The organism is Acidimicrobiia bacterium, assembly GCA_041394025.1.
GTDB lineage: Bacteria > Actinomycetota > Acidimicrobiia > IMCC26256 > JAOSJL01 > JAOSJL01.
The window spans coordinates 661,744-685,000 of the sequence record JAWKJA010000002.1 but is presented as its reverse complement, the minus strand read 5'-3'; the positions used below and the strand labels follow the sequence as shown (position 1 = coordinate 685,000).

The following is a 23,257-nucleotide window of genomic DNA, read 5'->3' as shown; positions in this document are numbered from 1 at the left end:
GGTGCATGCCAACTCGAAAGAGGATGTATATGCACTGACGCCTGCCCGGTGCCAGAAGGTTACGTGGAGGGGTTAGCCCTTAGGGGCGAAGCTCTGAAACTAAGCCCTGGTAAACGGCGGCCGTAACTATAACGGTGGATTCCAATCGGCCGTTTTCAAACCTGGCTATATGCTGGAACATCCGAGTATCCGGCGGTACTCGTTCACTGTCACACCTCATCCGTAGGCTGTGGCCGTGGACAGTGACAACCCGACCGGTGCGGACGATCAGCAGGAAACCAGGAGCTCGTCGCTCGAACTCGATCCGATGTGGGTCGTGGGATTCGTCGACGGAGAAGGTTGCTTCTCCGTTTCGGTCCACCGAAACCACAACGTGCGGATGGGTTGGCAGATCAATCCGGTCTTCCACCTGTACCAGCACATCCGGTATCGAGAGGTGTTGGAAGCGGTAGCCACGCTCTTCGGCTGCGGTCAGATTCGACCGAAAGGCCCCACGAGCAACGTTCTGACCTACGGAGTCGGCGCACGGCGAGAGCTCGAGGGCACGATCGTGCCCTTCTTCGAACACCACCCGCTGGTCGTGAAGCGCGCAGACTTCGAGCGCTTCTCGTCCATCATCTCCATGATGCGCCGTCGAGAGCACCTGACGGCCCCCGGGTTCGAGCGAGTGGTACGCCTTGCCTATTCGATGAACCATCAAGGCAAGCAGCGCAGCCGCAGCATCGAGGAAGTTCTTCGGGGATCCTCAGAGACTGCACGCCAGGGACCTCCCGCTTAGCCGGCGGGGGTGCGAAGGTACAGTCCGATCCTCATGGCGACATGAGGAGTCAGGCAGAAATGACCTGGCCACGCTCACGACAGCCAGTCATGAGCGGAGTAACAACAATGCCTAAGGTAAAGAGCCCTCACGTGCGAGGGCGTTGCCCCTCCACACGGCGACGTGTGGAATTAGCAGTTGGCTATATGCTGGAAATCCCGAGTATCCGGCGGTACTCGTTCAGTGTCACACCCGGTGTTTAGGGTGCGGCAATGGACAGTCACAATCCGTCCGGTGCGGAGAATCAGCAGGAAAGGTCAGGTGCCCGAGGAGTGGGCAGTCGGCTTCGTCGACGGTGTGGTATTGCCGTTTGTCGAAGAACGTCCACTCAGAACCGTGCAATCAGCGGTCTCGGTACCTGGAATCCTCAGAGGCCATACGCCAACCGACTCGTTCGACAGCGAGTTGAAGATATGGTCCTAGCCTCATGGCGACATGGGGGCTCACTAGAGCGAAATTCCTTGTCGGGTAAGTGAATTGCCCTGCGCGGAGGCGACTCCGTGCGAACACCCGCTCATAACGGCGGAACCCTCAGCAGCTGTCCTGTACAAGGCGGGACGAGAGCTGCCGGGCGACGCCGTGGGAAGTCCTCTGCCGCATCTGCGGTATGACCCCGTAACGACTGATCCCCTTCGGGGGAGAGGCCTCGGACGCTGTCACACCTGATCCGTATGGTGAGGGAGTGGCAAATCTATGGACGAGGCAACACGCGGGCTCTCGAAACAACAGTGTCACCGACCTACCGTCATACCTATCCGGGTACTTCGACGGCGAGGGATGCTTCACGGTCTCGATCGCACCTCGCCGCACTCTCCGAGTGCAGTGGGAAGTGCGACCGAGCGCTTCGGTCAGCCAGAACGCGGACCGCTCCGAGGTGTTGGACGAAGTCCAGCAGTACTTCGGGTGCGGGACGATTCGGCCCGACCCCGGCGACAAGACCGTGAAGTGGGAGGTTCGCAGCCTCCGCCCGCTCCTCGAGCGGGTCGTTCCTCACTTTCGGCAATATCCGCTTCGATCGAGCAAGCAGCAGGACTTCGAGCGTTTCGCAGAAGTCTGCGAGCTGATGGCTCGAGGCGAGCACCTGGTATCGGCTGGTCTGATCCGGATCGCGAGATGCGCACAGGCGATGAATCCCAGTGGTCGTCGCCGGTACAACATCGAAGAGATCATGGAGATCCTGCGTTTCGAGATGAAGGCATAGTCTGCCCCGTTGGAAACAACGGAATAAGGCGAAGTTCCGACCTGCACGAATGGCGCAACGACTTGACTACTGTCTCAACCAGAGACTCGGCGAAATTGCACGACGAGTAAAGATGCTCGTTGCCCGCAGAAGGACGGAAAGACCCCGTGGACCTTTACTGTAGTTTGATGTTGGGTTTCGGTACGGATTGTGTAGGATAGGTGGGAGGCTTGGAAGCCGAGGCGTTAGCCTCGGTGGAGCCACCGTTGAAATACCACCCTGTTCGTATTGAGGCTCTAACCTTGACCCGTAATCCGGGTCGGGAACAGCGTCAGGCAGGCAGTTTGACTGGGGCGGTCGCCTCCCAAAGAGTAACGGAGGCGCCCAAAGGTTCCCTCAGCCTGGTTGGCCATCAGGCGTCGAGTGCAAAGGCACAAGGGAGCTTGACTGCGAGACCTACAAGTCGAGCAGGTGCGAAAGCAGGGCTTAGTGACCCGGCCGTGGCGTGTGGAAGCGCGGTCGATCAACGGATAAAAGGTACCCCGGGGATAACAGGCTTATCTTGCCCAAGAGTTCACATCGACGGCAAGGTTTGGCACCTCGATGTCGGCTCGTCGCATCCTGGGGGTGAAGCATCTCCCAAGGGTTGGGCTGTTCGCCCATTAAAGCGGTACGCGAGCTGGGTTTAGAACGTCGTGAGACAGTGGAATGAACGCGCTGTCTGAAAATTCGGCTATATGCTGGAAACTCCGAGCATCCGACGGTACTCGTTCAGTGTCACACCCGATGTTTAGGGTGGGCACATGGACAGTGAAAATCCGATCGGTGCGGACAATCAGCAGGGAAGGCTCGAAGCCTACCTGAGCGGATTCGTCGACGGAGAAGGATCATTTTCGGTCGGTGTACAACGACGCACCGACCTGGCGTTCGGTTTTCAACTGGTACCCGAGTTTCGGGTGTCCCAGAACGCTGAACGTGTGACCGTCCTGGAGATCATGCGACGAGAGCTCGGCTGCGGCCGTCTCGTCGTGAACGATCGTCGCAGCGACTCCGACAGGACACATGTCCTGGTGGTGCGCAAGCGATCGGATCTCTTGGACTCGGTCATACCCTTCTTCCGACGAAATCCTCTCCTGTCCGAGAAACGCCATACGTTCGAGGCCTTCGCCGAGATCGTCACGTCGATGAGCAGACGTGCGCATCTCGAACGAGAGGGCTTCGAATCGCTGGTGCGTCTCGCCTTCACCATGAACGGTGACGGGCGGTACCGCCAATGGCGACTCGAGGACGTGGTGGGCTCCGAGAACCCTCAGAGACTGCACGCCGAACACACCTGAACGGGTGTGAAGATACAGTCCGAGCTGCATGGCGACATGCAGAGCCAGGCAGAAATGACCTGGCCGCCGGATCCCTTCGTGGAACCGGAGGTAACAGAACTGTCGGTCCCTATCCTCTGCGGGTGTAGGAGATTTGAGAGGAGCTGTCCCTAGTACGAGAGGACCGGGACGGACGCAGCTCTCGTGTGCCAGTTGTTCCGCCAGGAGCACGGCTGGTTGGCGACCTGCGGAATGGATAAGCGCTGAAGGCATCTAAGCGCGAAGCCGGCCTCGAAACGAGATCTCCCACCGGGACAACCGGGTAAGGCCCCTGGTAGACCACCAGGTTGATAGGCCGGAGGTGTAAGCACGGCAACGTGTTCAGCCGACCGGTACTAATCGGCCGAGGGCTTGGACTTCTTTTCTTTTGTACTCGTGCTCGCTGTGCAGTCCTCGAGGAGCAACGCGCGCCTCGTTGACAACTTGATTTCGGTGGCCAGAGCGGCGGGGAAACACCCGTTCCCATTCCGAACACGGAAGTGAAGCCCGCCAGCGCCGATGGTACTTGGGAGGAGACTCCCCGGGAGAGTAGGTCGCCGCCGGATTTCTCACGCACGACGCCCGCCGCAGGACCCGGTTCCACGAGAGCCAGGCAGTCCCGGCGGGCGTTGTCGCGCCCGGCCACGCGCCGGACCCACCTCCTCGCCGGGTCGCGCGCTCGCCTACGATGCCGATGCCCGACCGGAAGGATCCCGCCATGGCCCCGAGCGGCTCCGACGCCGGTGGATCGACACCGCGTCCGTCGCCCGCTGCCGGCCCGAAGCGTCGTCGGCGTCGGCGCGGCCGGTCGCGGCCGTCCGGAGCAGAGATCCTCGACGAGTTGCAGAAAGCCGTTCCGAAACAGGCCGAGAAGCTCCACGGCCAGGTCCTCGAGGCCGCCGACGCCTTTGCCGGGGGTCGAGAGCGCGAGGCCATCAAGCTCCTCGAACCGGTACGCGACAAGGCCCCCGGCGCATCCGGGGTGCGCGAGCTCCTCGGCCTGTCGTACTACCGGGCCGGCCGCTACCGGGCGGCCCGCCAGGAGCTCGAGGCGTTCGGCGAGCTCAGTGGCTCGGTCGACCAGGTACCTGTGTTGATGGACTGCCTACGGGCGCAGCGCCGCTACACGCTGGTGGACGACCTGTGGGAGGAGCTGCGGGCGGTGTCTCCTCGAGCAGACCTCGTGGTGGAGGGACGCATCGTGGCGGCGGGAGCCCTGGCCGACCGAGGGGAGTTCGACGCGGCCATCAGGCTTCTCGAGCAGCGGGCCCGCAAGGTGAAGCGGGCCACGACCGCCGACCTGCGCCTTCTGTACGCCCTGGCCGACCTCCACGAGCGCACCGGAGACATCCCGAGAGCCCGGTCGCTGTTCCAGCGGGTCGTCGAGGGTGACCGTGACCTCACCGACGCCGCCGACCGCCTGGCCGCCCTCGCCTGACCCGACGTAGCTGTCGCACCCCGCCGATACCGTCGATTCCACCTTCCTCCGCGACTTCCCTCGCCACGTCCATCGGCTAGCGCGCGATCGGCGCGCCGGCGATGCAACAGAGGGAGAAGTCCAATGTCAACGTCATCAGCAGCCGCTGGAACCACCGCCGACATGGCCGTGAACCTGGCCGTGCTGCGCGGCGAGTGCTCGACACCCGCCGAGGTTCGGGTCCTCGACTCCGGGACCCGGCTGGCGTCGCTGGCCGTGCGGGTACCAGCGGGGGAGAACGCCACGTCGGTGCCGGTCACCGTGTGGGATCCCACCACGGCCGTCGAGTCGCTCGCCGAGGGCGACCCCGTCACGGTCGTCGGCAGGGTCCGTCGCCGCTTCTACCGACGCGGCGACGGCGGGGCGGGGAGCCGCGTCGATATCGAAGCCGAACGCGTCGTGGTGGGACACGACAAACGACGTACGGCAGCGACGCGTCGCCTGGCCGAGTCGGCCCTGGCTGCACTCGACCAGTGAGAGACGAGTGAGAGCGGTCGAACGCTTCCGGCGGAGGGCTTCCTACGAGGACGCTGCCTCGTACACGTCGATGCTGCGGCGGTAGTTGGCCGAGATCTGGCCGGCGGCGTCTTCGCGACTGAGGGAGCCGTCGAGGAACGCCTTCAGGGCGTCCCACCAGATCGTGCGCCCGATGGCGAAGCCGATGTAGCCCTCGACGCCGGCACCCTGCTGGAGCCAGTGGTCGACCTTCTCGGCGTTGGCGCCGCGGCCGAGGACCACGCAGCCGACGCCGTCGCGCCCGTCGCTGCGGGCCTGCGCGGCGATGGCCTCGCAGTCCTCGCGCTTGTCGATGCCCTCGATCTTCCAGATGTCGGCCTCCACACCGGCGCTCTGGAAGTGCTGGAGCGTGCGCAGCATCAGGCCGGGGCGCACCTCGGTGTCGTAGCGCTCCGCGTCCCCGTCCACGGCCTCGAGCTGGGCGTCCTCGGCGGGCACGAGCAGCTCGAAGAGGAACTTGCGGTCGTTGGCGTGCAGCCAGTCGGAGAGCTCCTTGAGCCGAGCCGTCTGGCGCTCGTTCATGGCAGCGTCACCGTCGGGGTTGTAGCGAACGAGAACCTTCGAGAAGGTGGGGTCGAACTCCTCGATGTGGGCGCCGAAGTCGGAGCCGTACTGGAAGTCGAACTCGTTCTGACCCGACTTCTCGACCGGCATGGCCAGGATGAATCCGTTGGCCTTGGCCTTGCGGGCGACGTCGGTTCCGAACTGCTCGTCGACGAGGACGCCGGCACCGCTCTGGGGGGCACCCTCGGCGATGGCGCGCGTGAAACCGTCGAAGATCACCGACTTGGCGTCGATGATCCGGTTCGTCTCCTCCTCGTCGGGATCGCCCTCGATCCCGAACATCTTCTTCTGGAACGACCCGCGGTGGTCGAACGCCAGGATGAAGAGCTTGCCGCTGTATCCGAGAGCCATTTGTACCCCTTCGCTGCGTCGACAGAGTCCCATGGCGGGCCCGTGCCGGCGTGATGCTGTTGATCGTGGTACGGACGTTCGTCGCCCGCTCCTGTACGACCGAGCATAGGTTCCGCCGTGCCCGCGAGGTGGACCGCGCGGAAACGAAGCCTCCGGGAGTGTTCGTTACCCGAGTGAGGCCCGACGCGCAATATCCTCGACATCGCACACGCGCGACACAGCGCAGCGTCGAAGAGCCGGTCCGGAAAGAGGAGAAGGTGTCGGTCCACACCCCAGACGCGCAGGCGGACGCCGAGCCCCTCCAGAGGGTCGTCATCCGCTTCGCCGGCGACTCCGGCGACGGTATGCAGCTCACCGGCGACCGCTTCACCGACGTCAGCGCCATCTTCGGCAACGACCTGGCGACGCTTCCCAACTTCCCCGCAGAGATCCGAGCCCCCGCCGGCACGATCGCCGGGGTGTCGTCGTTCCAGGTCCACATCTCCGACCACGAGATCACCACGCCCGGCGACGTCCCCAACGTCCTCGTCGCCATGAACCCCGCCGCTCTCAAGTCGAACCTCGACGACCTGCCCACCGGAAGCACGCTCATCGTCAACACCGATGCCTTCGTCGACCGCAACCTCGAGAAGGCCGGGTACGACACCAACCCGATCGACGACGGCAGTCTCGACGCCTACACGGTCTTCGAGATCCCGATGACCTCGATGACCAAGAAGGCGTGTGAGGACCTGGGTGTGAAGCCCCGCGACGCGGAGCGCTCGAAGAACTACTTCGCCCTCGGACTCATCTCCTGGATGTACTCGCGCCCGACCGATCCCACCGTGGCGTGGACCGAGGAGAAGTTCGCCGGCAGGGAGCTGGTGCGCGACGCCAACATCGCCGCGTTCAAGGCCGGCTTCAACTTCGGCGAGACCGCCGAGCTGTTCGACCACCCGTTCGAGATCTCGCCCGCGCCTCTGCCGCCCGGCCGTTACCGCAACGTCACGGGAAACCTGGCCACCACCTACGGGCTCATCGCAGCATCGCAGCAGGCGAAGCTGCCGATGGTCTACGCGTCCTACCCGATCACGCCCGCGTCCGACATCCTCCACGAGCTGAGCCGCCACAAGAACTTCGGTGTCCGCACGATGCAGGCCGAGGACGAGATCGCCGCCATCGGTGTGGCGATCGGCGCGTCCTTCGCCGGGCATCTCGGAGTCACAGCCACGAGTGGTCCCGGTGTCGACCTGAAGTCCGAGGCGATGGGTCTGGCGATCAGCCTCGAGTTGCCGCTCGTCGTCGTCAACGTCCAGCGCGGTGGCCCGTCCACGGGGCTCCCCACGAAGACCGAGCAGTCCGACCTCCTCCTCGCGATGTACGGGCGCCACGGCGAGTCACCCATGCCGATCCTGGCGGCGTCGTCACCGAGCGACTGCTTCGACACGGCGTTCGAGGCCGTGCGAATAGCCCTGAAGTACCGCACGCCGGTGATGCTGCTCACCGACGGCTACCTGGCCAACGGCTCGGAGCCGTGGCTGCTGCCCGACGTGGAGGCGCTGCCCGACATCTCGGTGCCGTTCACGACCGAGCCCAACGAGGGTGACGAGTTCCTTCCTTACAAGCGCGATCCCGACACGCTGGCGCGTCCGTGGGCGGTTCCGGGCACGCCCGGCCTGATGCACCGCATCGGTGGCATCGAGAAGGAGGACGGCACGGGAAACGTCAACTACACCCCCGACAACCACGACCACATGACCCGTGTCCGCGCCGCGAAGATCGCCGGAATCGCCCGTGACATTGCCGAGGTCGACGTCAACGGATCGGACCACGACGATCTTCTGGTCGTGTCGTGGGGAAGCACCTGGGGTGTCGTCGACGCCGGAGTGCGGCGGGCGCGCACCCATGGCCACTCGGTGGGCCACGTGCACCTGCGCCATCTGAATCCCTTCCCGGACAACCTGGGGGAGATCCTCCGTGCGCACGACAAGGTGCTCGTTCCCGAGATCAACCTCGGCCAGTTGTCGAGGCTGTTGAGGGCGGAGTACCTCGTCGACGCCGAGGGCTTCAACCAGGTGCGGGGCACCCCGTTCCGAGCCGTCGACATCGAGGACAGGATCCTGGAGATGTTCCATGACTGACGCCACGAATGGCGGGAACGGTCCCGACGGTGCAGTGGCCCTGACGCGCCAGGACTTCCAGAGTGATCAGGAGGTCCGGTGGTGCCCGGGCTGCGGCGACTACTCCGTGCTGGCCGCCGTCCAGTTCCTGTTGCCCGAACTCGGTGTGAAGCCCGAGAACCAGGTGTTCATCTCTGGCATCGGGTGTGCCGCGCGTTTCCCGTACTACATGAACACCTACGGCGTGCACTCCATCCACGGCCGTGCGCCGGCCGTGGCGACCGGTGTGGCGATCGCCCGGCCCGACCTCGACGTGTGGGTCATCACCGGCGACGGCGACGCCCTCTCCATCGGTGGCAACCACCTGATCCACGCGCTGCGCCGCAATGTCAACCTGAACATCATCCTGTTCAACAACCAGATCTACGGGCTCACCAAAGGCCAGTACTCACCCACGAGCGAGATCGGGAAGGTCACCAAGTCGTCGCCGTTCGGGTCGGTCGACTTCCCCTTCGATCCTGTGTCGCTCGCGCTCGGTGCCGAGGCCGGCTTCGTCGCCCGGACCCACGACATGGACCGCAGGCACATGCAGGCCACGTTCCGACGGGCGTACGAGCACGAGGGTGCCTCGTTCGTCGAGGTCTACCAGAACTGCAACGTGTTCAACGACGGTGCCTTCAGCGAGATCACGGCAAAGGACAAGCGCGACTCGATGCTGATCGATCTGACCCACGGGCAGCCGGTGCGCTTCGGCGAGAACGACAGCCTCTGCGTCGTACTCAACGAGTACGGCGAGGCGTCGGTCGCCAGGGCGGACGACGTCGACGCAGAGAGCATCCTCGTGCACGACGAGACCCGCAGCGACCCGAGTGTCGCCTTCTCGCTGTCACGTCTTGCCGACGGCCCGACGGTCCCCACGCCGATCGGTGTGTTCCGCGCGGTCGAGCGCTCCACCTACGACGGTGATCTCCAGCGGCAGCTCGCCGAGGCTCGTGAGCAGCGTGGCCCCGGCGACCTGGCCGAACTCGTCGACAGCGGCGCCACCTGGGACGTCGAAGGGTAGACCCGCCCCCACCCCCGCCGGGTTGGTGCGTTCGTGTTGACCATGGCAACGGGATTGCACCATCTCGGTGAGCGGGGGACCCGGTCAGCTCTCGTCGAGGAGGCGGAACACGGCCCCGGTCCGGGGTTTGGGCCAGAAGAATGTCGTCTTCTGCGGCATCCGGATGCCGGCCTCCGAGGCCTGTCTCGTCTGCTCCACGCTCACCGGCCGGAGCAGCATCGCGGCCTGGGCAGCCGGGGTACCCACGAGTGAGGCGATGGTCGTGACGTCGCCGCCGCGGTAGTCGACCGAGGCGTCGCCGAGTAGTGGTGCCACGGCCGCCTCGAAGCGCGCGGCGTCGGTGTCGTCGGCGGGTGGCTCGAAGTCGTCGGGGTGTGGTGTACGCGCCGTCGGTGCCACGAAGGCGAGGCCCTCGTCGTCGACGAGGCCGAGCCCTCCGTCGGCCACCATCCGCTCCTCGAGGGCCGAGAGCCCCTCGGCGGTGTTCGGTCCGGCGTCGGTCACGTCGAACGACGGCGCCAGCAGCGTGCGCAGGTCCGTGCCGCCGGGAAGCCCGGTGATCAGCCGGTGGATCGGCCGGATGGTCAGCTCGTCGGGAGCGAGCTCGACCACGAGTGCCATGACCGAGCCGGCTCCCGGCGTGGTGTCGCCGGCGGCGAAGTTCTTCGCCGTCTCGAAACGGTGGTGGCCGTCGGCGAGCACGATGGGGGCCGAGCCGACGAGTTCCTCGATCGCAGTGATGCTCCCGGTGTCGGTGATCGGAGCGAACTCGTGGCGCACTCCGTCGTCATCGAGGCAGGCCATGGCGACCGGGGCGTCGAGCAGTTCGCCCAGGCCGGTGGCGGGGGTGAGGCCCCAGATCGGGTCGAGGTTCGCACGCGTCGCCGTGAGCAGCGCGAGCCGATCGCTCCTGGCCTTGGGGAGCGTGCGTTCGTGCGGCAGGATTCCCACCTCTTCGGGCTCGCCGACCGCCAGAGCTCCCAGCACGCCCCGTGTTCGGCGCTGCGCGCCGTCGGCCCCGGTGGCGGTCATCGTGTAGCCGTAGAAGGCGGGCTCGTCGTCGAGGCGGAGCACACCCGCCGCGCGCCACGCCGCCAGGTCGGTGGCCGCCTGTAGGTAGGGGTCATCGCCCTCGGGGAGGATCAGGCGCACCGAGTTGTAGGGATCGCGTGCGGCGAGCTCACGGCGCTCCACGTCGTCGATCACGTCGTAGGGTGGTGCAGCCACGGCGTCGAGCGCGGCGCCGAGCGTGGCGAGGTCGTAGCGGAGCCCCCGGAAGGGACGGAACTCGGGCACGGATGCTCCTTCGGGGCGACAGACACCGGGTTCTAGCACAGGCGTACGAAGGGATTCGACGTGACGCGAAGCGTGGTCGGACTCGATCTCGACGGGGTGCTGTGGCGCGGCACCCGACCCGTCGACGGCTCGGCGCGTGCCGTGGCGGCGCTTCGCGACGCGGGAGTCGAGGTCGCCTTCCTCACCAACAACGCCAACCCGACGATTGGCGACTACGTCACCAAGATGGCCGGAATGGGCATCGACACGGCTCCCGGCGAGATCGTCACGAGTGCTCAGGCGGCGGCCAGGCTTCTGGAGAGGGAACTGGTCGTCGGCGACCGCGTCCACGTGTGTGGGGGTCCGGGCCTCGTCGAGGCGGTCAGTGAGCGCGGCCTGACGGTCGTGACGGGCCCACCCGCATCAGCGGTCGTCGTGGGCTACGACCCCGGGTTCGACTACGAGGCTCTCGACCGCGCGTCGGCGGCCGTACGCGACGGTGCACTGTTCGTGGCGACCAACGTCGACGCCACGTTCCCGTCGGGCGACCGGCTGCTCCCAGGCAACGGCGCCCTCGTGGCGGCGGTGGCAGCGGCCGGGGGCGCGGCCCCGGAGGTCGCGGGTAAGCCCGAGGCACCCTACGCCGACCTCGTGCGGGAACGCTTCGGGCCCACCGGCGTGATGGTCGGCGACCGTCCCTCCACCGACGGTGCCCTGGCCGACGTGCTCGGATGGCCCTTCGCGTTGGTGCTCAGCGGCGTCGCAGGTTCCGACGGGGAGGAACCGGTGCCCGAGCCGGCGCCGTCGTACCTGGCCGATGACTTGGCGGCGCTCGTGCCGGTGCTGCTCGACGCGTTCGCTCGCCCGACCTGAGCACCGGGCACCGGGATCGACCGGCGGCCCACCCCCGCGCCCGAACGGCGGGGGTGGGGGAGGGGGTGCCGGCGGCTGTCGCCATCGCGTCGGGTGCGTTCGTGGCGGCGGGGGCGGTGGTGTGCCCGGCCCGGGAGGAGGCCGGTGATGCGGCCCTGTCGGGGCGTCCGTGGCCCAACCGAATGCCTGTCGCAGCAGGAACGCGATCACGGCTCCGGCCACGAACCCTCCCACGTGAGCGCCCCAGGCGACGTTGGAGGCCGTTTCCGTGAGGAACTGGGTGAGGAACCAGTAGACGAGTACGAAGTTGGCCGGCAGCGCGATCGGGAAGACGAAGAGCAGGCCGTAAATCCGGGCGCGGGGCCAGAAGACCAGATACGCCCCCATCACCCCGGCGATGGCTCCGGAGGCGCCGATCACGGGTGCGGTGGAGCCGGTGTCGAACAACACCTGCGTGAGCATCGCGACGACACCCGTGAAGAGGTAGAAGGCGAGATATCCGACGTGGCCGAGCCGGTCCTCGACGTTGTTGCCGAAGACCCACAGGAACAGCATGTTGAAGCCGAGGTGCAGCCACGATCCGTGGAGAAACATGGACGTGAAGACCGCGAGATACACGTTCTTGGCCGGGAAGAACGGCTCGTTGCTTCGGATCACCGGCCCGGAGTTCGCGGCGTCGCCGCAGTCGCCGGTGGCTATCTCGGCGAACGTGAGAGGGTCGCCCGACGTCAACTCGCACGGTACGGCCGCGTGCTCGTAGAGAAAGCGGTTCTCGCGGTCGACGTCCTGAAGGGAGTCACCACCCCGTGGCTGAATCAACGCGAACACGAGGACGTTCGCCGCGATGAGCAGCAGGGTGACGACTGGTCGGCGTCGGGAGGGGTTGAGGTCTCGGAGGGGAATGACCATCGGGCCTCGCACAGTACCGGCGTGGTGACCGTGTACCGATTCACCGGAGGGCGCTGAACTACCGTTTCAGGACAGCAGCGCGTGTTCCGCGCGGCGGCGTCATGAGTCGAAAGGCCGAGAACATGCCGGACATGCCGGACTGGAGACAGTTCCTCGATGCGGGCGTGCAGTTCACGACCGTTACGCGCGAGCAGGCGGAGCGCATCGCCGAGGATCTGGTGAGGGAGGGCAAGCTGGCCTCCGACAACGCGCAGGCGTTCGTGGACGACCTGATCGAGCGGCGCAGGCGGTGGACCGAGGAGCTCCAGAGCAGGATCAGCGATGAGATCCAGCGGCAGGTGAAGCGCCAGCTGCGGCTCGTGGGTGTGGCGACGCAGGACGACATCAGGCGGCTGGAGGCCGAGATAGGGGTCGGCGAGTCGAAGAAGAAGCCGGCGAAGAAGAAGCCGGCGAAGAAGAAGCCGGCGAAGAAGAAGCCGGCGAAGAAGAAGCCGGCGAAGAAGAAGCCGGCGAAGAAGAAGCCCGCCACGAGGTCGAGTGGGCGCTGACCACGGCGTCACCGCTCCGAGAACCCGCGAGGAAGCGCGATGCGGCGACGACTCGACACCGAGCTCGTGCGTCGTGGTCTCGTGTCCAGCAGGAGCGAGGGCGTGGAGGCGATTGCAGCCGGTCGTGTCACGGTCGGTGGGGCGCCGGCACCGAAGCCTGCCCGCCTCGTGGCTGCCGGTGAGCCGATCGAGTTGGTCGGGCGGCGACGCTTCGTGTCCCGCGGCGGCGAGAAGCTGGAGGCAGCGCTCGAGACGTTCGCGATCGACGTCACGGATGCCGTGTGCCTCGATGCCGGAGCGTCGACCGGGGGGTTCACGGACTGCCTCCTCCAGCGCGGCGCCCGCGCCGTCTACGCCCTCGATGTCGGCCACGGCCAGCTCGACTGGGGGGTGCGCCGCGATGACCGGGTCGTCGTTCTCGAGCGAACCGACATACGGGCCGTGCCCCCGGACGTCGTCGGGCCGTGCGATGTCGTCACGGCCGACCTTGCGTTCATCTCACTGCGTTCCGTGCTCGATCATCTTGCTGATGCCGGGACGCAGGGGGTCGACGTCGTGCTCCTGGTGAAACCGCAGTTCGAAGTCGGTCGCGCCCGCGTCGGGAGGGGCGGCATCGTGCGCGACCCGGCGCTGCACCTGTCGGCGCTGACAGGGGTCGCCGATGCGTGTCCCGCCGCCGGGTTGGTCCCGGTCGGCGTGATGCGGTCGCCGCTGCGGGGTGGTGACGGCAACGTCGAGTTCCTGCTCCACGCTCGTCGGTCGGGCGAGCACATCGACCCGGCGGTCCTGGAAGCGGTGGCCTGTGTCGAGTGATCCGGTGCGTGTGGTGGGCCTCGTTCCGAATCCCGACGCGGAGGAGGTCACACCCCTCGCCGCGCGGGCCGCGACGTGTCTGAGAGAGGGTGGAGCGACGGTTCGCATCCGTCGGCGCGACGCCGCGGCGGTCGGCCTCGGTGATCTCGGTGTGGAGCCCGGGGTGTTCGTGGAATCCTGCGACGTCGTCGTGTCACTGGGTGGCGACGGCACGATGCTCCACGCCATCGACACGGTCTACGACAGCGGAGTCCCGGTCCTGGGTGTGAACGCCGGTCATCTCGGCTATCTCACGGAGGTGGACGGCCCGGGCCTGGAAACAGCACTTCGTCGCCTCCTCGACGGTGATTTCACCGTCACCGAGCGGATGGTGCTCCATGTCACAGCGACCGCCGGCGGCAGCGACCTCCTGCTCGACGCCCTCAACGAGCTGACGCTCGAGAAGGTCGACCCGGGGCGCATCGCCCGCCTCGAGGTCTCCATCAACGGGCGATTCTTCACGACGTACGCCGCCGACGGCGTCATCGTCGCCACACCCACCGGGTCGACGGCCTACTCGTTCTCCGCTCGTGGCCCGATCGTCTCGCCGGAGCACCGGTGCATGCTGCTCACACCGGTTTCGCCGCATATGCTCTTCGACCGGTCGCTCGTGCTCGGACCCACCGAGCAGCTCCGCTTCGACGTTGCAGGTCACCAGGCCGTGCACCTCACAACGGACGGGCGCGAGGTGGCCATCCTGCAACCCGGCGACACGGTGTCGTGCACCGCAGGCGAGCGCCCGGCCCGGGTGGTGAGTTTCGAGTCCCGCGACTTCCACCAGATCCTGAAAGCAAAGTTCGGCCTCGCCGACCGGTAGGACCATGCTCACCGAGTTGCACGTCGAGAATCTGGGGATCATCGACGACGTCACCGTCGATGTCGGACGCGGTCTCACGACCGTGACGGGTGAGACCGGGGCGGGAAAGACCCTGCTCGTCGTTGCCCTCGGGCTCGTCACCGGATCGCGTGCCGACGCTTCGGTGGTCCGCTCCGGTGCTTCCGAGGCCAGGGTCGAGGCCCGGTTCGTCCTCGAGCCGGGACGACCGGATCTCGGCGAGACCCTCGGTCTTCGTGACGGCGAAATCGTACTGACGCGGGTGGTCGCTGCCGAGGGGCGCAGCCGGGCCTACATGAACGGCCGACTGGTGACCGCCACGCAGCTGGCCGAGACCACCGCGGGGCTGATCGTCCACCACGGGCAGCACACTCACCAGGAGCTCCTGAATCCGGCATCGCAGCGCCGGGCCCTCGACGACTTCGCGGGTGGCGACGCCCACGAAGCGCGACGCGAAGTGTCCTCGGCGCTCGCGGAGGCGCGGCGCCTCACCGGTGAGCTCGAGTCCGCCGGCACCCTCGACCAGCATGCCCTGGCGCGTGAGGTCGACCTGCTCCGCTTCCAGGTCGACGAGATCGTCGGTGCGGAGATCGAGAGTGTCGACGAACTCGAGACGATCACGGCCGAGCACGAGCTCCTCACGGGCGCCCAGGCGACCCGGGCCGCACTGAGTGCCGCGTACGAGATGCTGGAATCAACCGCTGCCGACGCCGCGGGGCGCGCCGCGGCGGAACTCGCCGGCATCGACCCGCTCCGGGCACTCCACGAGCGGGCGTCGGCCGTCCAGACCGAGATCGCAGTGCTGGCACACGATCTGCGCGAGGCGGGTGAGGCCGTCGTCGAGGACGAGAGCCGCCTCCGGGAGATCGACGAGCGTCGGACGGTTCTCCACGACCTGACCCGCAAGTACGGCGCCACGCTCGCCGAGGTCCGGGATTTCGCTGCCACGGCGGCCGCGCGCCTCGACGCCATCGAGCACGCCGACGAGCGCGCCGCACACTTGCATGCAGAACGTGAGGCCGCCACTGCCCGTGCCCGGGATGCCGCGGAGCGTCTCCGTACCATCCGGACACGCGCAGCGGGCGAGATGGGGGAGCAGGTGACCGAGCGGCTGCGCGAACTGGCCCTTCCCTCGGCAGCCTTCGAGGTCGTCGTGTCGCCCGCCGATCTCGGTGACGACGGCGCCGATCGGGTCGAGTTCCTCATGGCGCCGAACCCCGGTGAGCCCCCTCGCCACGTCGCGCGGGCGGCCTCGGGTGGAGAACTCGCACGGACGATGCTGGCGGTCCGCGTGACGTTGTCGTTCCGGCACGGAGGTGGACCCTCGGTCTTCGTGTTCGACGAGGTCGACGCGGGTATCGGTGGGGATGCCGGGGCGGCCGTCGGCCGCTCGCTGGCTGCCCTGGCGTCGGAGCGCCAGGTCCTGGCGGTCACCCACCTCGCCCAGGTGGCGGCGCACGCCGACACGCAGTTCGCCGTCTCGAAGAGCACCCGCGGCGATCGGACCGTCGCAGCGGTGCAGCTGCTCGAGGGCGAGACGCGCGTCGCCGAGCTGTCGCGCATGTTGGCGGGCGACGACACGTCCGACCACGCACGCTCGCATGCAGCCGAGCTCCTGGCCGGAGCGCACAGGAGCTCGGCGTGAGCACCGGCGGGGTCGGGCAGCAGACCGTTTCTGTCACCGGACGGGCGCGTATAGGTCGGCGGACGAAGGACCTCATCAAGGAACTGAAGCCGGGCGACATCGCCGTCATCGACCATCGAGACATCGACCGCGTCGCCGCCGACGGGCTCATCGAGGCAGGTGTCGCCGCGGTCGTGAATGCCTCGCCGTCGATCTCGGGGCGCTACCCCAACGGCGGCCCCATCCGCATCGTGGGGGCCGGGATCCCGATCGTCGACGACGTCGGCCCCGACACGCTCGATCGTCTCGTCGACGGCGAGACCGTTGTGATCATCGGGGGCGACATCCGACAGAACGACGCTGTCGTGGCTCGCGGTGCCGTCCTCGAGCCCATCGAGATCGAGGAGAGGATGGAGGAGGCGCGTGTCTCCATCGGAGTCGAGCTCCAGCGGTTCGCCACCAACACCCTCGAGTACGTCGAGCGCGAGGCGACACTCACGTTCGAGCCCATCAACCTTCCGCCTCTCCGGACCGACTTCGCGGGCCGGCACGCGCTGGTCGTGGTACGCGGCCACGACTACCGGCATGACCTCAAGACGCTGCGGGCCTACATCCGGGAGTTCCGCCCGGTCCTGATAGGCGTCGACGGTGGGGCCGACGCCCTGCTCGAACTCGGCTTCACCCCCGATGTCATCATCGGCGACTTCGACTCGGTGTCCGAGCGTGGCCTCCGCTGCGGCGCCGAGCTGATTCACCACGTGCACCCCGACGGACGTGCACCGGGCCGTGACGCGCTCCTGGAATGGGGTGCCCCGTACGAGGAGTTCGTCATCGAGGGCACCAGCGAGGACGCGGCGATGCTCCTCGCATACGAGGCAGGTGCCCGTCTCATCGTCGCCGTCGGGACCCACGCCACCATGGTGGAGTTCCTCGACAAGGGGCGGCCTGGCATGTCCTCCACGTTCCTCACCCGGCTCCGCCTCGGACCCGTTCTCGTGGACGCGAAAGGTGTCACGCAGCTCTACGAATCGCGGGTCCGTCGGTCGGACCTGGCGCTTCTTGTGGGCGCTGCTCTCGTCGCCATGCTCGTGATTACGATCGTGTCGGAGCCCATCCACGTGTTCCTCGACGGAATCTGGCTCTCACTACGCGACTTCTGGCTCGAGCTCACCAACCGCTTCTAGATGATCAACTTCCGATTCCACCTCGTCTCGCTCATCGCGGTCTTCCTCGCGCTCGCGCTCGGGATCGTGATCGGTTCCACCCTCATCGACCGGGCGATCGTCGATGCCCTTCGGAACCGTATCGACACCGTGGAGAGCAACCTCGACGACCGCGTCGCGGCGAACGACGCGTTGCGCTCCGAGGTCGACAGGCAGCAGGAGTACGTCGACGGCTCGGCTCCCTACGCCCTCGACGGGCGGTTGTCCGAGGTCCCTGTCGTTGTTCTGGCCGCAGCCGGCGTCGACGACGACATCGTGTCCGACACCGTCGACGCTCTCCGGCAGGCGGGAGGGTCGGTGCCGGGAATCGTGTGGCTCACCGACGCGTGGAGCCTCGACAGCGACGACGAGGTCGAGGCCCTCGCCTCAGCGCTTGCGGCGGGAAGCACCTCACCGAGTGGTGTGCGTGAGCTGGGCCTCCGGACGTTGGCGAACGAGGTCGGCGCCGGTGGGGATGCACCCGCCTTCGACGCCCTGGCCGACGCGGGTTTCGTGGAGTTCGCGCCGGTGGGCGATGTGGCACCCGACCCAGCCGCGATCACCGCGGAGGGCGCGCGCGTCGTGCTGATCGACGGTCACGGGAGCTCCGTCGACGGCCCGGCGTGGATCGAGCCCCTCATCGCCGAGTTGACCGCCGTGGGCCGTCCGACGGTGCTGGCACAGATCACCGGCCCCGACGAGGATTCCGGTGGGCCGGGGAGTGTGGCTCTCGTCCGCGACGACGAGATCCTGGGAGCCGCCGTCTCCACCGTCGACGACCTCGGACTCGTCGAGGGCCGGGTCGCCACGGCGTTGGCGCTGGAGGCGTTGGGAGAGGGCCGTGTCGGCCACTACGGCTACGGCCCCGGGGCCGATTCTGCTGTACCGGTCTTCGTCGGGCCGTGACCACGTGACGATCCGGCCCCGGCTCGCTGCCGGCCGCCTGCGATCCCTGCGGCGACGGCTGCTCACCGTGCTGGCCGCCGCTGTCGTGGTGCCGGTCGTGCTCGGAGCGGCGCCGGTCGGCGCCGCGGCCGGTAGCACGCGATCCGGGGAGGCGGCGGACACCTCCCGCGTCGAGCGGGTGCTGGTGATCTCCATCCCGACGCTCTCGTGGGAGGACCTCCAGCTCGCGGAACTTCCGAACCTCAACTCGCTGCTCGACGACTCGGTCATCGGCGACCTGTCGGTGCGCGGTGTGCGTCGTACGACGAGTGCCGGTGACGGCTATATCACGATGGACGCCGGAACGCGGGCGCGAGGATCGGTCGCTTTCGACGGGCTCGCGTTCCAGGTCGACGAGCGCTACGGCACGGGTCCGGCGGAGGAGGCGTTCGAGCGGCGCACCGGGCGCGCGCCCGAAGAGGCGATCTTCAGCCTGGCGCTGCCTGCCGTCGTCGAGCGCAACGAAGGCCTCCGTTTCGACGCGCAGATCGGCGCGCTGGGTGATGCGCTCGGTGATGCGGGTGTGCAACGCGCGGTGATCGCCAACGCGGATCGCGGAGTGCCGGGGCTCGAGGTCACCTACGGGCGTGAAGCGGTCCTGGGGCTCATGGACGGCGCCGGCGTCGTCCCGGCCGGTCAGGTCAACGAGGCCCTTCTCGTCGACGACCCTGTGGCGGCGTTCGGGATCCGCCTGAGCCCCGATGCGGTCGAGGAGGCCTTCGACAAGGTCTGGAACGGCGACGACCGCACCGTCGTCCTCGTGGAGGCCTCCGACGTGGTGCGCGCCGACGCGTACCGGCCCTTCGTGGCGCCCGAACTGAGGCGCGACTTCCTCATTCAGGCTCTCGAGGCGAGCGACGAGATGATCGGGCGGCTTCTGGAGCAGGTCGATCCCGCCACCGACGCCGTCATGGTCGTCGGCCCGTACCACGCCGGCGGGCGCACCCACCTCGGCGTCGCCGGCCTGTGGCAGGAGGGTCAGGAGCCGGGGCTCCTTCGCTCCGCCAGCACGCGGCGGTCAGGCTTCGTCACGACGGTCGACATCGCCCCGACGATTCTCCAGCTCCTCGATGTCGAGCGTCCGTCATCGATGGAGGGGCGGCCCTTCGAGCGGGGCTCGACGGGGGGCGACGCCGCCGAGCGGAGGGACTTCCTCATCGAGGCGAACGACGCCGCCAAGTTCCGCGACGCCATGGTCGCGCCGGTTGCACAGGCCTTCGTGATCGCCAACGTGATCCTCTCCGCGCTGGCCGTCCTCGCACTCGCCTACGGCGGGCGACGGGCCCGCGGGATCGGCGGCTTCTGCGCTCTCGTCCTCCTAGGCGTTCTGCCCGCCACCTATCTCGCCGGGGCGCTCGACTTCCACCGCTACGCCGAGGGCTGGTACTGGACCTTTCTCGGTGCGGTCGGCCTCGGCGTCGCCACCGTGGCGACCCTGCTCGCGCGTCGCTTCCCCGACGCGCTCATCATCACGCTGTCGATCGTGCTGGGGCTCCAGTTCGTCGACGTCGTCCGGGGTGCCCCGCTCCAGGTCAACACAGTGTTCGGGTACTCGCCGACGGTGGCGGGTCGTTTCGCCGGTTTCGGCAACCTGGCGTTCGCGCAGATCGCCGGCGCCGCCGTGCTCCTGGCTGCTCTCGTCGCCAACCGGATCGGGGGGCGCCGTGGAGCCCGCGCGGGCATCGCTCTCATGGTGGTGACGCTCGTCATGGTGGGGATGCCGATGTGGGGCTCCGATGTCGGTGGTGTGCTCACGCTCGTTCCGACCACCATCGTCATGGGCATGCTGATGCTCGGATGGCGGATCCGCGCCCGGACCGTCGTGTGGGTCGGCGCGGCGACACTCGCCGTGATCGGCCTGTTCGCCGCGGTGGACATGGCGCGACCAGCCGACCAGCGCACGCATCTGGGCCGCCTCGTCGAGCGTATCGGCGACGAGGGCTTCCAGGCCCTCGAGACTGTTGTGCTGCGCAAGCTCGGCGCCAACCTCTCGGTCCTGACGCGTTCGGTGTGGACTCTCATGGTGCCCGTCATCCTGATCTTCCTGGCCGCGCTCGTCTGGAGATCTCGCGGCCGGCTCCGTGCGATCCAGGAGGCGATACCGGAGCTGCGTGCCGCCCTCGTCGGACTCATGGTCGCCGCCGGTCTCGGCTTCGCGCTGAACGACTCCGGGATCGCGGTCCCCGGCCTGATGCTGGGTGTGGTGAACGGATCCCTCGTGTACCTCGTGCTCGCCGTCCGTGTCGGTGGCACGGAGGAGGCCGATGACGACGCACGCAGCGAGCCCGCCCGGGCGGGAGCGGGGCCGTGAGCGCACTCGGAGGACTTGCCACGTGGGCGTTGGCCGCGGCTGTGGGATTCCTGGCGCTGCGCTACCTGGTTCTCGCCACCGACGGGTTCACGTCGACGCCGGTCCTGTTCCGCACGAACCACCGCGGCGACGAGGTTCCGGCCTCCGGCGGCATCCTGGTCGTGTTCGCCGTCCTCCTGGTGGAGGCGGGTCGGTCGATGCTCGGCGCCCTCGGGGTGGGGGGCGATCCCGGCGAGAACGTCGCGCGCACGCTCGTGCTCTTCGCGTGTCTCGCGTTCGGCTTCCTCGGTTTCGTGGACGATGTGCTCGGCGACGCCGGAGACCGCGGCTTCCGGGGTCACATCCGCGCTCTCGCCGAGGGCCGCATGACCACCGGGCTCCTGAAACTGCTCGGTGGCGCGGCTGCGGCCCTGATCCTGGTCGCGGTGCCCGACTTCGTGAGCGGCAAGCGCCTCATCGCCGATGCCGTGCTCATCGCACTCGCCGCCAACCTCGGGAACCTCTTCGATCGCGCTCCGGGGCGCACGATCAAGGTGGCGCTCGTCGCCTACACCCCCCTCGCCCTCGTCGCCGGTTCCGGGCCCGTCGGCGTGGCTGTCGCACCGGTCATGGGAGCGTCTCTCGGCATCCTCGGCGACGATCTCCGGGAGCGGGTCATGCTGGGCGACGCCGGTGCCAACGTGATCGGTGCCGTTCTCGGCCTCATGGTCGTCCTCGAGCTCGGACGCGGAGCGCGCACGGCGGTTCTCGTGGCGCTCCTCGTCCTGAACGTCGCCGCCGAGCTCGTGTCCTTCTCCGACGTGATCGCCCGGACCCCGTTCCTACGGCGCTTCGACGAGGCCGGTCGAACGCCCTGACGCGCGGCCCCCGTCCGTGGGGTCGCAGTCGGGTCGGACGTAGAGGGTCCGTACGTCGTCGTAGGTCTCCGCCACCTCGTAGCCCGAGTCCGCAAGGAGGTCCGGGAGCTCCTCGAACGATCCGAAGCGCCCCGACGACCACACGACCACCGCACACACCGACGGGTCGTCTGCCGCCGTCGCGAGCGACGTGGGGGTGATGCGGTCCGACTCGATGCGCAGGATCGAGGTGTCGACGAGGTCCGGTGGCGTCGCCCGCCCGGCCCGCCACACGAGGCCGGGATCGTCGCTGATGACGAGGGCACCGTCGGGCAGACCCCGCAGTTCGTCGACCACGGCCGCCGACTCGGATCGATACCCGCTCGGCCAGAGGATGTCGCCGGTGTGCACGACGTGGTACACGAGCGCCGGCACGAGAACGACGACCACGATGCGCCAGGGGGGTGGCCGCCAGGCCGCCAGGAGCGCCAGCGGTACGACGAGATGCGCGATGTGGGGGCGCCACAACGGGTGCTCGAGCGTGAGCAGCACCAGCAGTGCCCCCAGCCAGAGGCCCAGGAGCCACCCCACGCCGGGTGCGGTGCCGCGGTCGGTCACCGGGTTGCGCCGAAGTGCCGGCCGCCGGCGTACGACGAGCGCCCACACGACCGCGGCGGCCGCCGACACGACGACGGGCAGGTCGCGGTCACCGAGTGTGCTCGCGATCTTCCGGAGATTCGCCCCCGGCGTGCGCGAGCCGGCGGCTTCGAGGTGGTACACGACCGACTGATCCCATACGTCGCCCGCTCCCCAGGGAAGCGTCGCGACGAGCCCGACGATGACGGCGGCACCCACGGCGGAAGCGAGATCGCGGGGGCGCCTGCCCGCCAGGAGAACGAGCCCCACGGGTAGCGCCGCGGGCAGAACGATGCTCTTGATCGACAGCGCGGCACCCATGGCCACGCCGATTCCGACAGCGAGCCCGAGCGACGGGTTGCAGCGGTAGCGGAGCGCCAGGGCCACGGCGACGGTCGCCAGTGCGAGCGACGGTCCGTCGGCGTTGACCGGGCCGGTGACCCACAGGATCGAGCCGGCCGTCGACACGAGGGCTGCGGCGAACAGCGCACCCGCCCGGGTCGTGATGGCACGTCCGGCCAGGTACGTGGCCAGGACCAGCACGACACCGGAGGCGACAGCGAGGATCCGCGGAGCGTCGAGCGTGCGGAGACCGGTGACGTCGGCCACCCACACAAGAGGGAGGAAGAGCGGGCCCTGACTCGAGAAGACGTCGCGGAACGGCGCTCCACCGTTTCGCATCGCCACCGCCGAGGCGCCGAACACTCCGTCGTCGAAGGTGAGGTGGCGGTCGGCGAACACGGCCGGAAGGCGGATCAGGACCGTGCCCACCGCGAGGAGCGCGACGTCGAGAAAGGTCCTCCGGCGCGTGCGCGCGGAGACGCGTGCTCCATCGTGTCGCGGTGCCGGGGTGGGGGGCGTGGGGGTCACGGCGACTGCACGGTGAGGGCGAGGGGGTTCCCGATGTCGATCGGGGCGCATGGTACCGTCGGTTCGGCCTCCCCAGAGGCGGGCCACGAAGAGTACGAGCGGCACGACCGGGCGGATCG

Annotated in this window: 16 protein-coding genes, 2 rRNA genes and 1 pseudogene (1 of these 19 cut by a window edge); 15 read left to right on the top strand and 4 right to left on the bottom strand. The window is 67.9% G+C overall.

Features of this window, described 5'->3' with window-relative positions; genetic code table 11:
• The 4 genes from R3A49_03160 to R3A49_03145 all read left to right on the top strand — a co-directional run.
• Window positions 1-3,732 (top strand): 23S ribosomal RNA (locus R3A49_03160) (it extends 1,966 nt beyond the left edge of the window).
• Between the two features lie 69 nt (window positions 3,733-3,801).
• Window positions 3,802-3,918 (top strand): 5S ribosomal RNA (gene rrf / locus R3A49_03155).
• A 128-nt stretch (window positions 3,919-4,046) separates the two neighbouring features.
• Window positions 4,047-4,790 carry a tetratricopeptide repeat protein gene (locus R3A49_03150; GenBank protein ID MEZ5169727.1) on the top strand — a complete coding sequence of 248 codons (744 nt, stop codon included), beginning with the start codon at window positions 4,047-4,049 and terminating at the stop codon, window positions 4,788-4,790.
• Between the two features lie 123 nt (window positions 4,791-4,913).
• On the top strand, window positions 4,914-5,306 hold the full coding sequence (locus R3A49_03145; GenBank protein ID MEZ5169726.1) for a hypothetical protein: 393 nt from the start codon (window positions 4,914-4,916) through the stop codon (window positions 5,304-5,306).
• Window positions 5,307-5,348: 42 nt separating this feature from the next.
• Here the strand turns inward: R3A49_03145 and R3A49_03140 are convergent, their stop codons facing one another.
• Entirely contained in the window at window positions 5,349-6,260 is a 912-nt protein-coding gene (locus R3A49_03140) for a DUF2090 domain-containing protein (GenBank protein ID MEZ5169725.1), read from the bottom strand.
• Window positions 6,261-6,517: 257 nt separating this feature from the next.
• Here R3A49_03140 and R3A49_03135 point away from each other — a divergent pair, with 257 nt between their 5' ends.
• Together R3A49_03135 and R3A49_03130 are read left to right on the top strand one after the other, a co-directional pair.
• On the top strand, window positions 6,518-8,380 hold the full coding sequence (locus R3A49_03135; GenBank protein MEZ5169724.1) for a 2-oxoacid:acceptor oxidoreductase subunit alpha: 1,863 nt from the start codon (window positions 6,518-6,520) through the stop codon (window positions 8,378-8,380).
• The gene (locus R3A49_03130; protein MEZ5169723.1) at window positions 8,373-9,422 is read left to right on the top strand and encodes a 2-oxoacid:ferredoxin oxidoreductase subunit beta; all 1,050 of its coding nucleotides are present in this window, start codon (window positions 8,373-8,375) and stop codon (window positions 9,420-9,422) included. Before R3A49_03135 ends, R3A49_03130 begins: the two co-directional genes overlap by 8 nt.
• Window positions 9,423-9,506: 84 nt before the next feature.
• On the opposite strand, the gene R3A49_03125 is transcribed toward R3A49_03130, so the two are convergent.
• Window positions 9,507-10,718, bottom strand: a complete 1,212-nt coding sequence (locus tag R3A49_03125) for a DUF1015 domain-containing protein (GenBank protein MEZ5169722.1) — start codon at window positions 10,716-10,718, stop codon at window positions 9,507-9,509.
• 60 nt (window positions 10,719-10,778) lie between these two features.
• Here R3A49_03125 and R3A49_03120 point away from each other — a divergent pair, with 60 nt between their 5' ends.
• The gene (locus R3A49_03120) at window positions 10,779-11,570 is read left to right on the top strand and encodes an HAD-IIA family hydrolase (GenBank protein MEZ5169721.1); all 792 of its coding nucleotides are present in this window, start codon (window positions 10,779-10,781) and stop codon (window positions 11,568-11,570) included.
• 243 nt (window positions 11,571-11,813) lie between these two features.
• On the opposite strand, the pseudogene R3A49_03115 reads toward R3A49_03120, so the two are convergent.
• Window positions 11,814-12,125 (bottom strand): annotated as a pseudogene (locus tag R3A49_03115) (rhomboid family intramembrane serine protease).
• Between the two features lie 485 nt (window positions 12,126-12,610).
• Between R3A49_03115 and R3A49_03110 the strand changes: the two are divergent.
• The 8 genes from R3A49_03110 to R3A49_03075 are packed head-to-tail and all read left to right on the top strand — an operon-like array spanning window position 12,611 to window position 21,653.
• Window positions 12,611-13,027 (top strand): hypothetical protein, encoded by a 417-nt coding sequence (locus R3A49_03110; protein MEZ5169720.1) that lies wholly within the window; start codon window positions 12,611-12,613, stop codon window positions 13,025-13,027.
• Window positions 13,028-13,066: 39 nt separating this feature from the next.
• Complete coding sequence (locus R3A49_03105; GenBank protein ID MEZ5169719.1) at window positions 13,067-13,840, top strand: TlyA family RNA methyltransferase; 774 nt, start codon at window positions 13,067-13,069, stop codon at window positions 13,838-13,840.
• Complete coding sequence (locus R3A49_03100; GenBank protein MEZ5169718.1) at window positions 13,830-14,696, top strand: NAD(+)/NADH kinase; 867 nt, start codon at window positions 13,830-13,832, stop codon at window positions 14,694-14,696. Before R3A49_03105 ends, R3A49_03100 begins: the two co-directional genes overlap by 11 nt.
• A gap of 4 nt (window positions 14,697-14,700) precedes the next feature.
• Window positions 14,701-16,359 carry a DNA repair protein RecN gene (recN, locus tag R3A49_03095; GenBank protein MEZ5169717.1) on the top strand — a complete coding sequence of 553 codons (1,659 nt, stop codon included), beginning with the start codon at window positions 14,701-14,703 and terminating at the stop codon, window positions 16,357-16,359.
• Entirely contained in the window at window positions 16,356-17,522 is a 1,167-nt protein-coding gene (steA, locus tag R3A49_03090; protein MEZ5169716.1) for a putative cytokinetic ring protein SteA, read from the top strand. Before recN ends, steA begins: the two co-directional genes overlap by 4 nt.
• A complete protein-coding gene (locus tag R3A49_03085; protein MEZ5169715.1) occupies window positions 17,523-18,446 on the top strand; it encodes a copper transporter in 924 nt (307 codons plus the stop codon). It begins immediately after the preceding gene.
• A gap of 4 nt (window positions 18,447-18,450) precedes the next feature.
• On the top strand, window positions 18,451-20,796 hold the full coding sequence (locus R3A49_03080) for a hypothetical protein (protein ID MEZ5169714.1): 2,346 nt from the start codon (window positions 18,451-18,453) through the stop codon (window positions 20,794-20,796).
• Window positions 20,793-21,653, top strand: a complete 861-nt coding sequence (locus R3A49_03075; GenBank protein ID MEZ5169713.1) for a hypothetical protein — start codon at window positions 20,793-20,795, stop codon at window positions 21,651-21,653. Before R3A49_03080 ends, R3A49_03075 begins: the two co-directional genes overlap by 4 nt.
• Here R3A49_03075 and R3A49_03070 read toward each other — a convergent pair.
• Window positions 21,618-23,138, bottom strand: a complete 1,521-nt coding sequence (locus R3A49_03070; GenBank protein MEZ5169712.1) for a hypothetical protein — start codon at window positions 23,136-23,138, stop codon at window positions 21,618-21,620. The two genes, R3A49_03075 and R3A49_03070, sit on opposite strands and share 36 nt — an antisense overlap.
• Window positions 23,139-23,257: the final 119 nt, after the last annotated feature.

Bases quoted from the DNA above. Each gene is read 5' to 3' on its own strand.
- R3A49_03150 (MEZ5169727.1), top strand. From the start codon at position 4,047: ATGCCCGACCGGAAGGATCCCGCCATGGCCCCGAGCGGCTCCGACGCC.
- R3A49_03140 (MEZ5169725.1), bottom strand. From the start codon at position 6,260: ATGGCTCTCGGATACAGCGGCAAGCTCTTCATCCTGGCGTTCGACCAC.
- R3A49_03105 (MEZ5169719.1), top strand. From the start codon at position 13,067: ATGCGGCGACGACTCGACACCGAGCTCGTGCGTCGTGGTCTCGTGTCC.
- R3A49_03145 (MEZ5169726.1), top strand. From the start codon at position 4,914: ATGTCAACGTCATCAGCAGCCGCTGGAACCACCGCCGACATGGCCGTG.
- R3A49_03110 (MEZ5169720.1), top strand. From the start codon at position 12,611: ATGCCGGACTGGAGACAGTTCCTCGATGCGGGCGTGCAGTTCACGACC.
- R3A49_03085 (MEZ5169715.1), top strand. From the start codon at position 17,523: ATGATCAACTTCCGATTCCACCTCGTCTCGCTCATCGCGGTCTTCCTC.
- recN (MEZ5169717.1), top strand. From the start codon at position 14,701: ATGCTCACCGAGTTGCACGTCGAGAATCTGGGGATCATCGACGACGTC.
- R3A49_03130 (MEZ5169723.1), top strand. From the start codon at position 8,373: ATGACTGACGCCACGAATGGCGGGAACGGTCCCGACGGTGCAGTGGCC.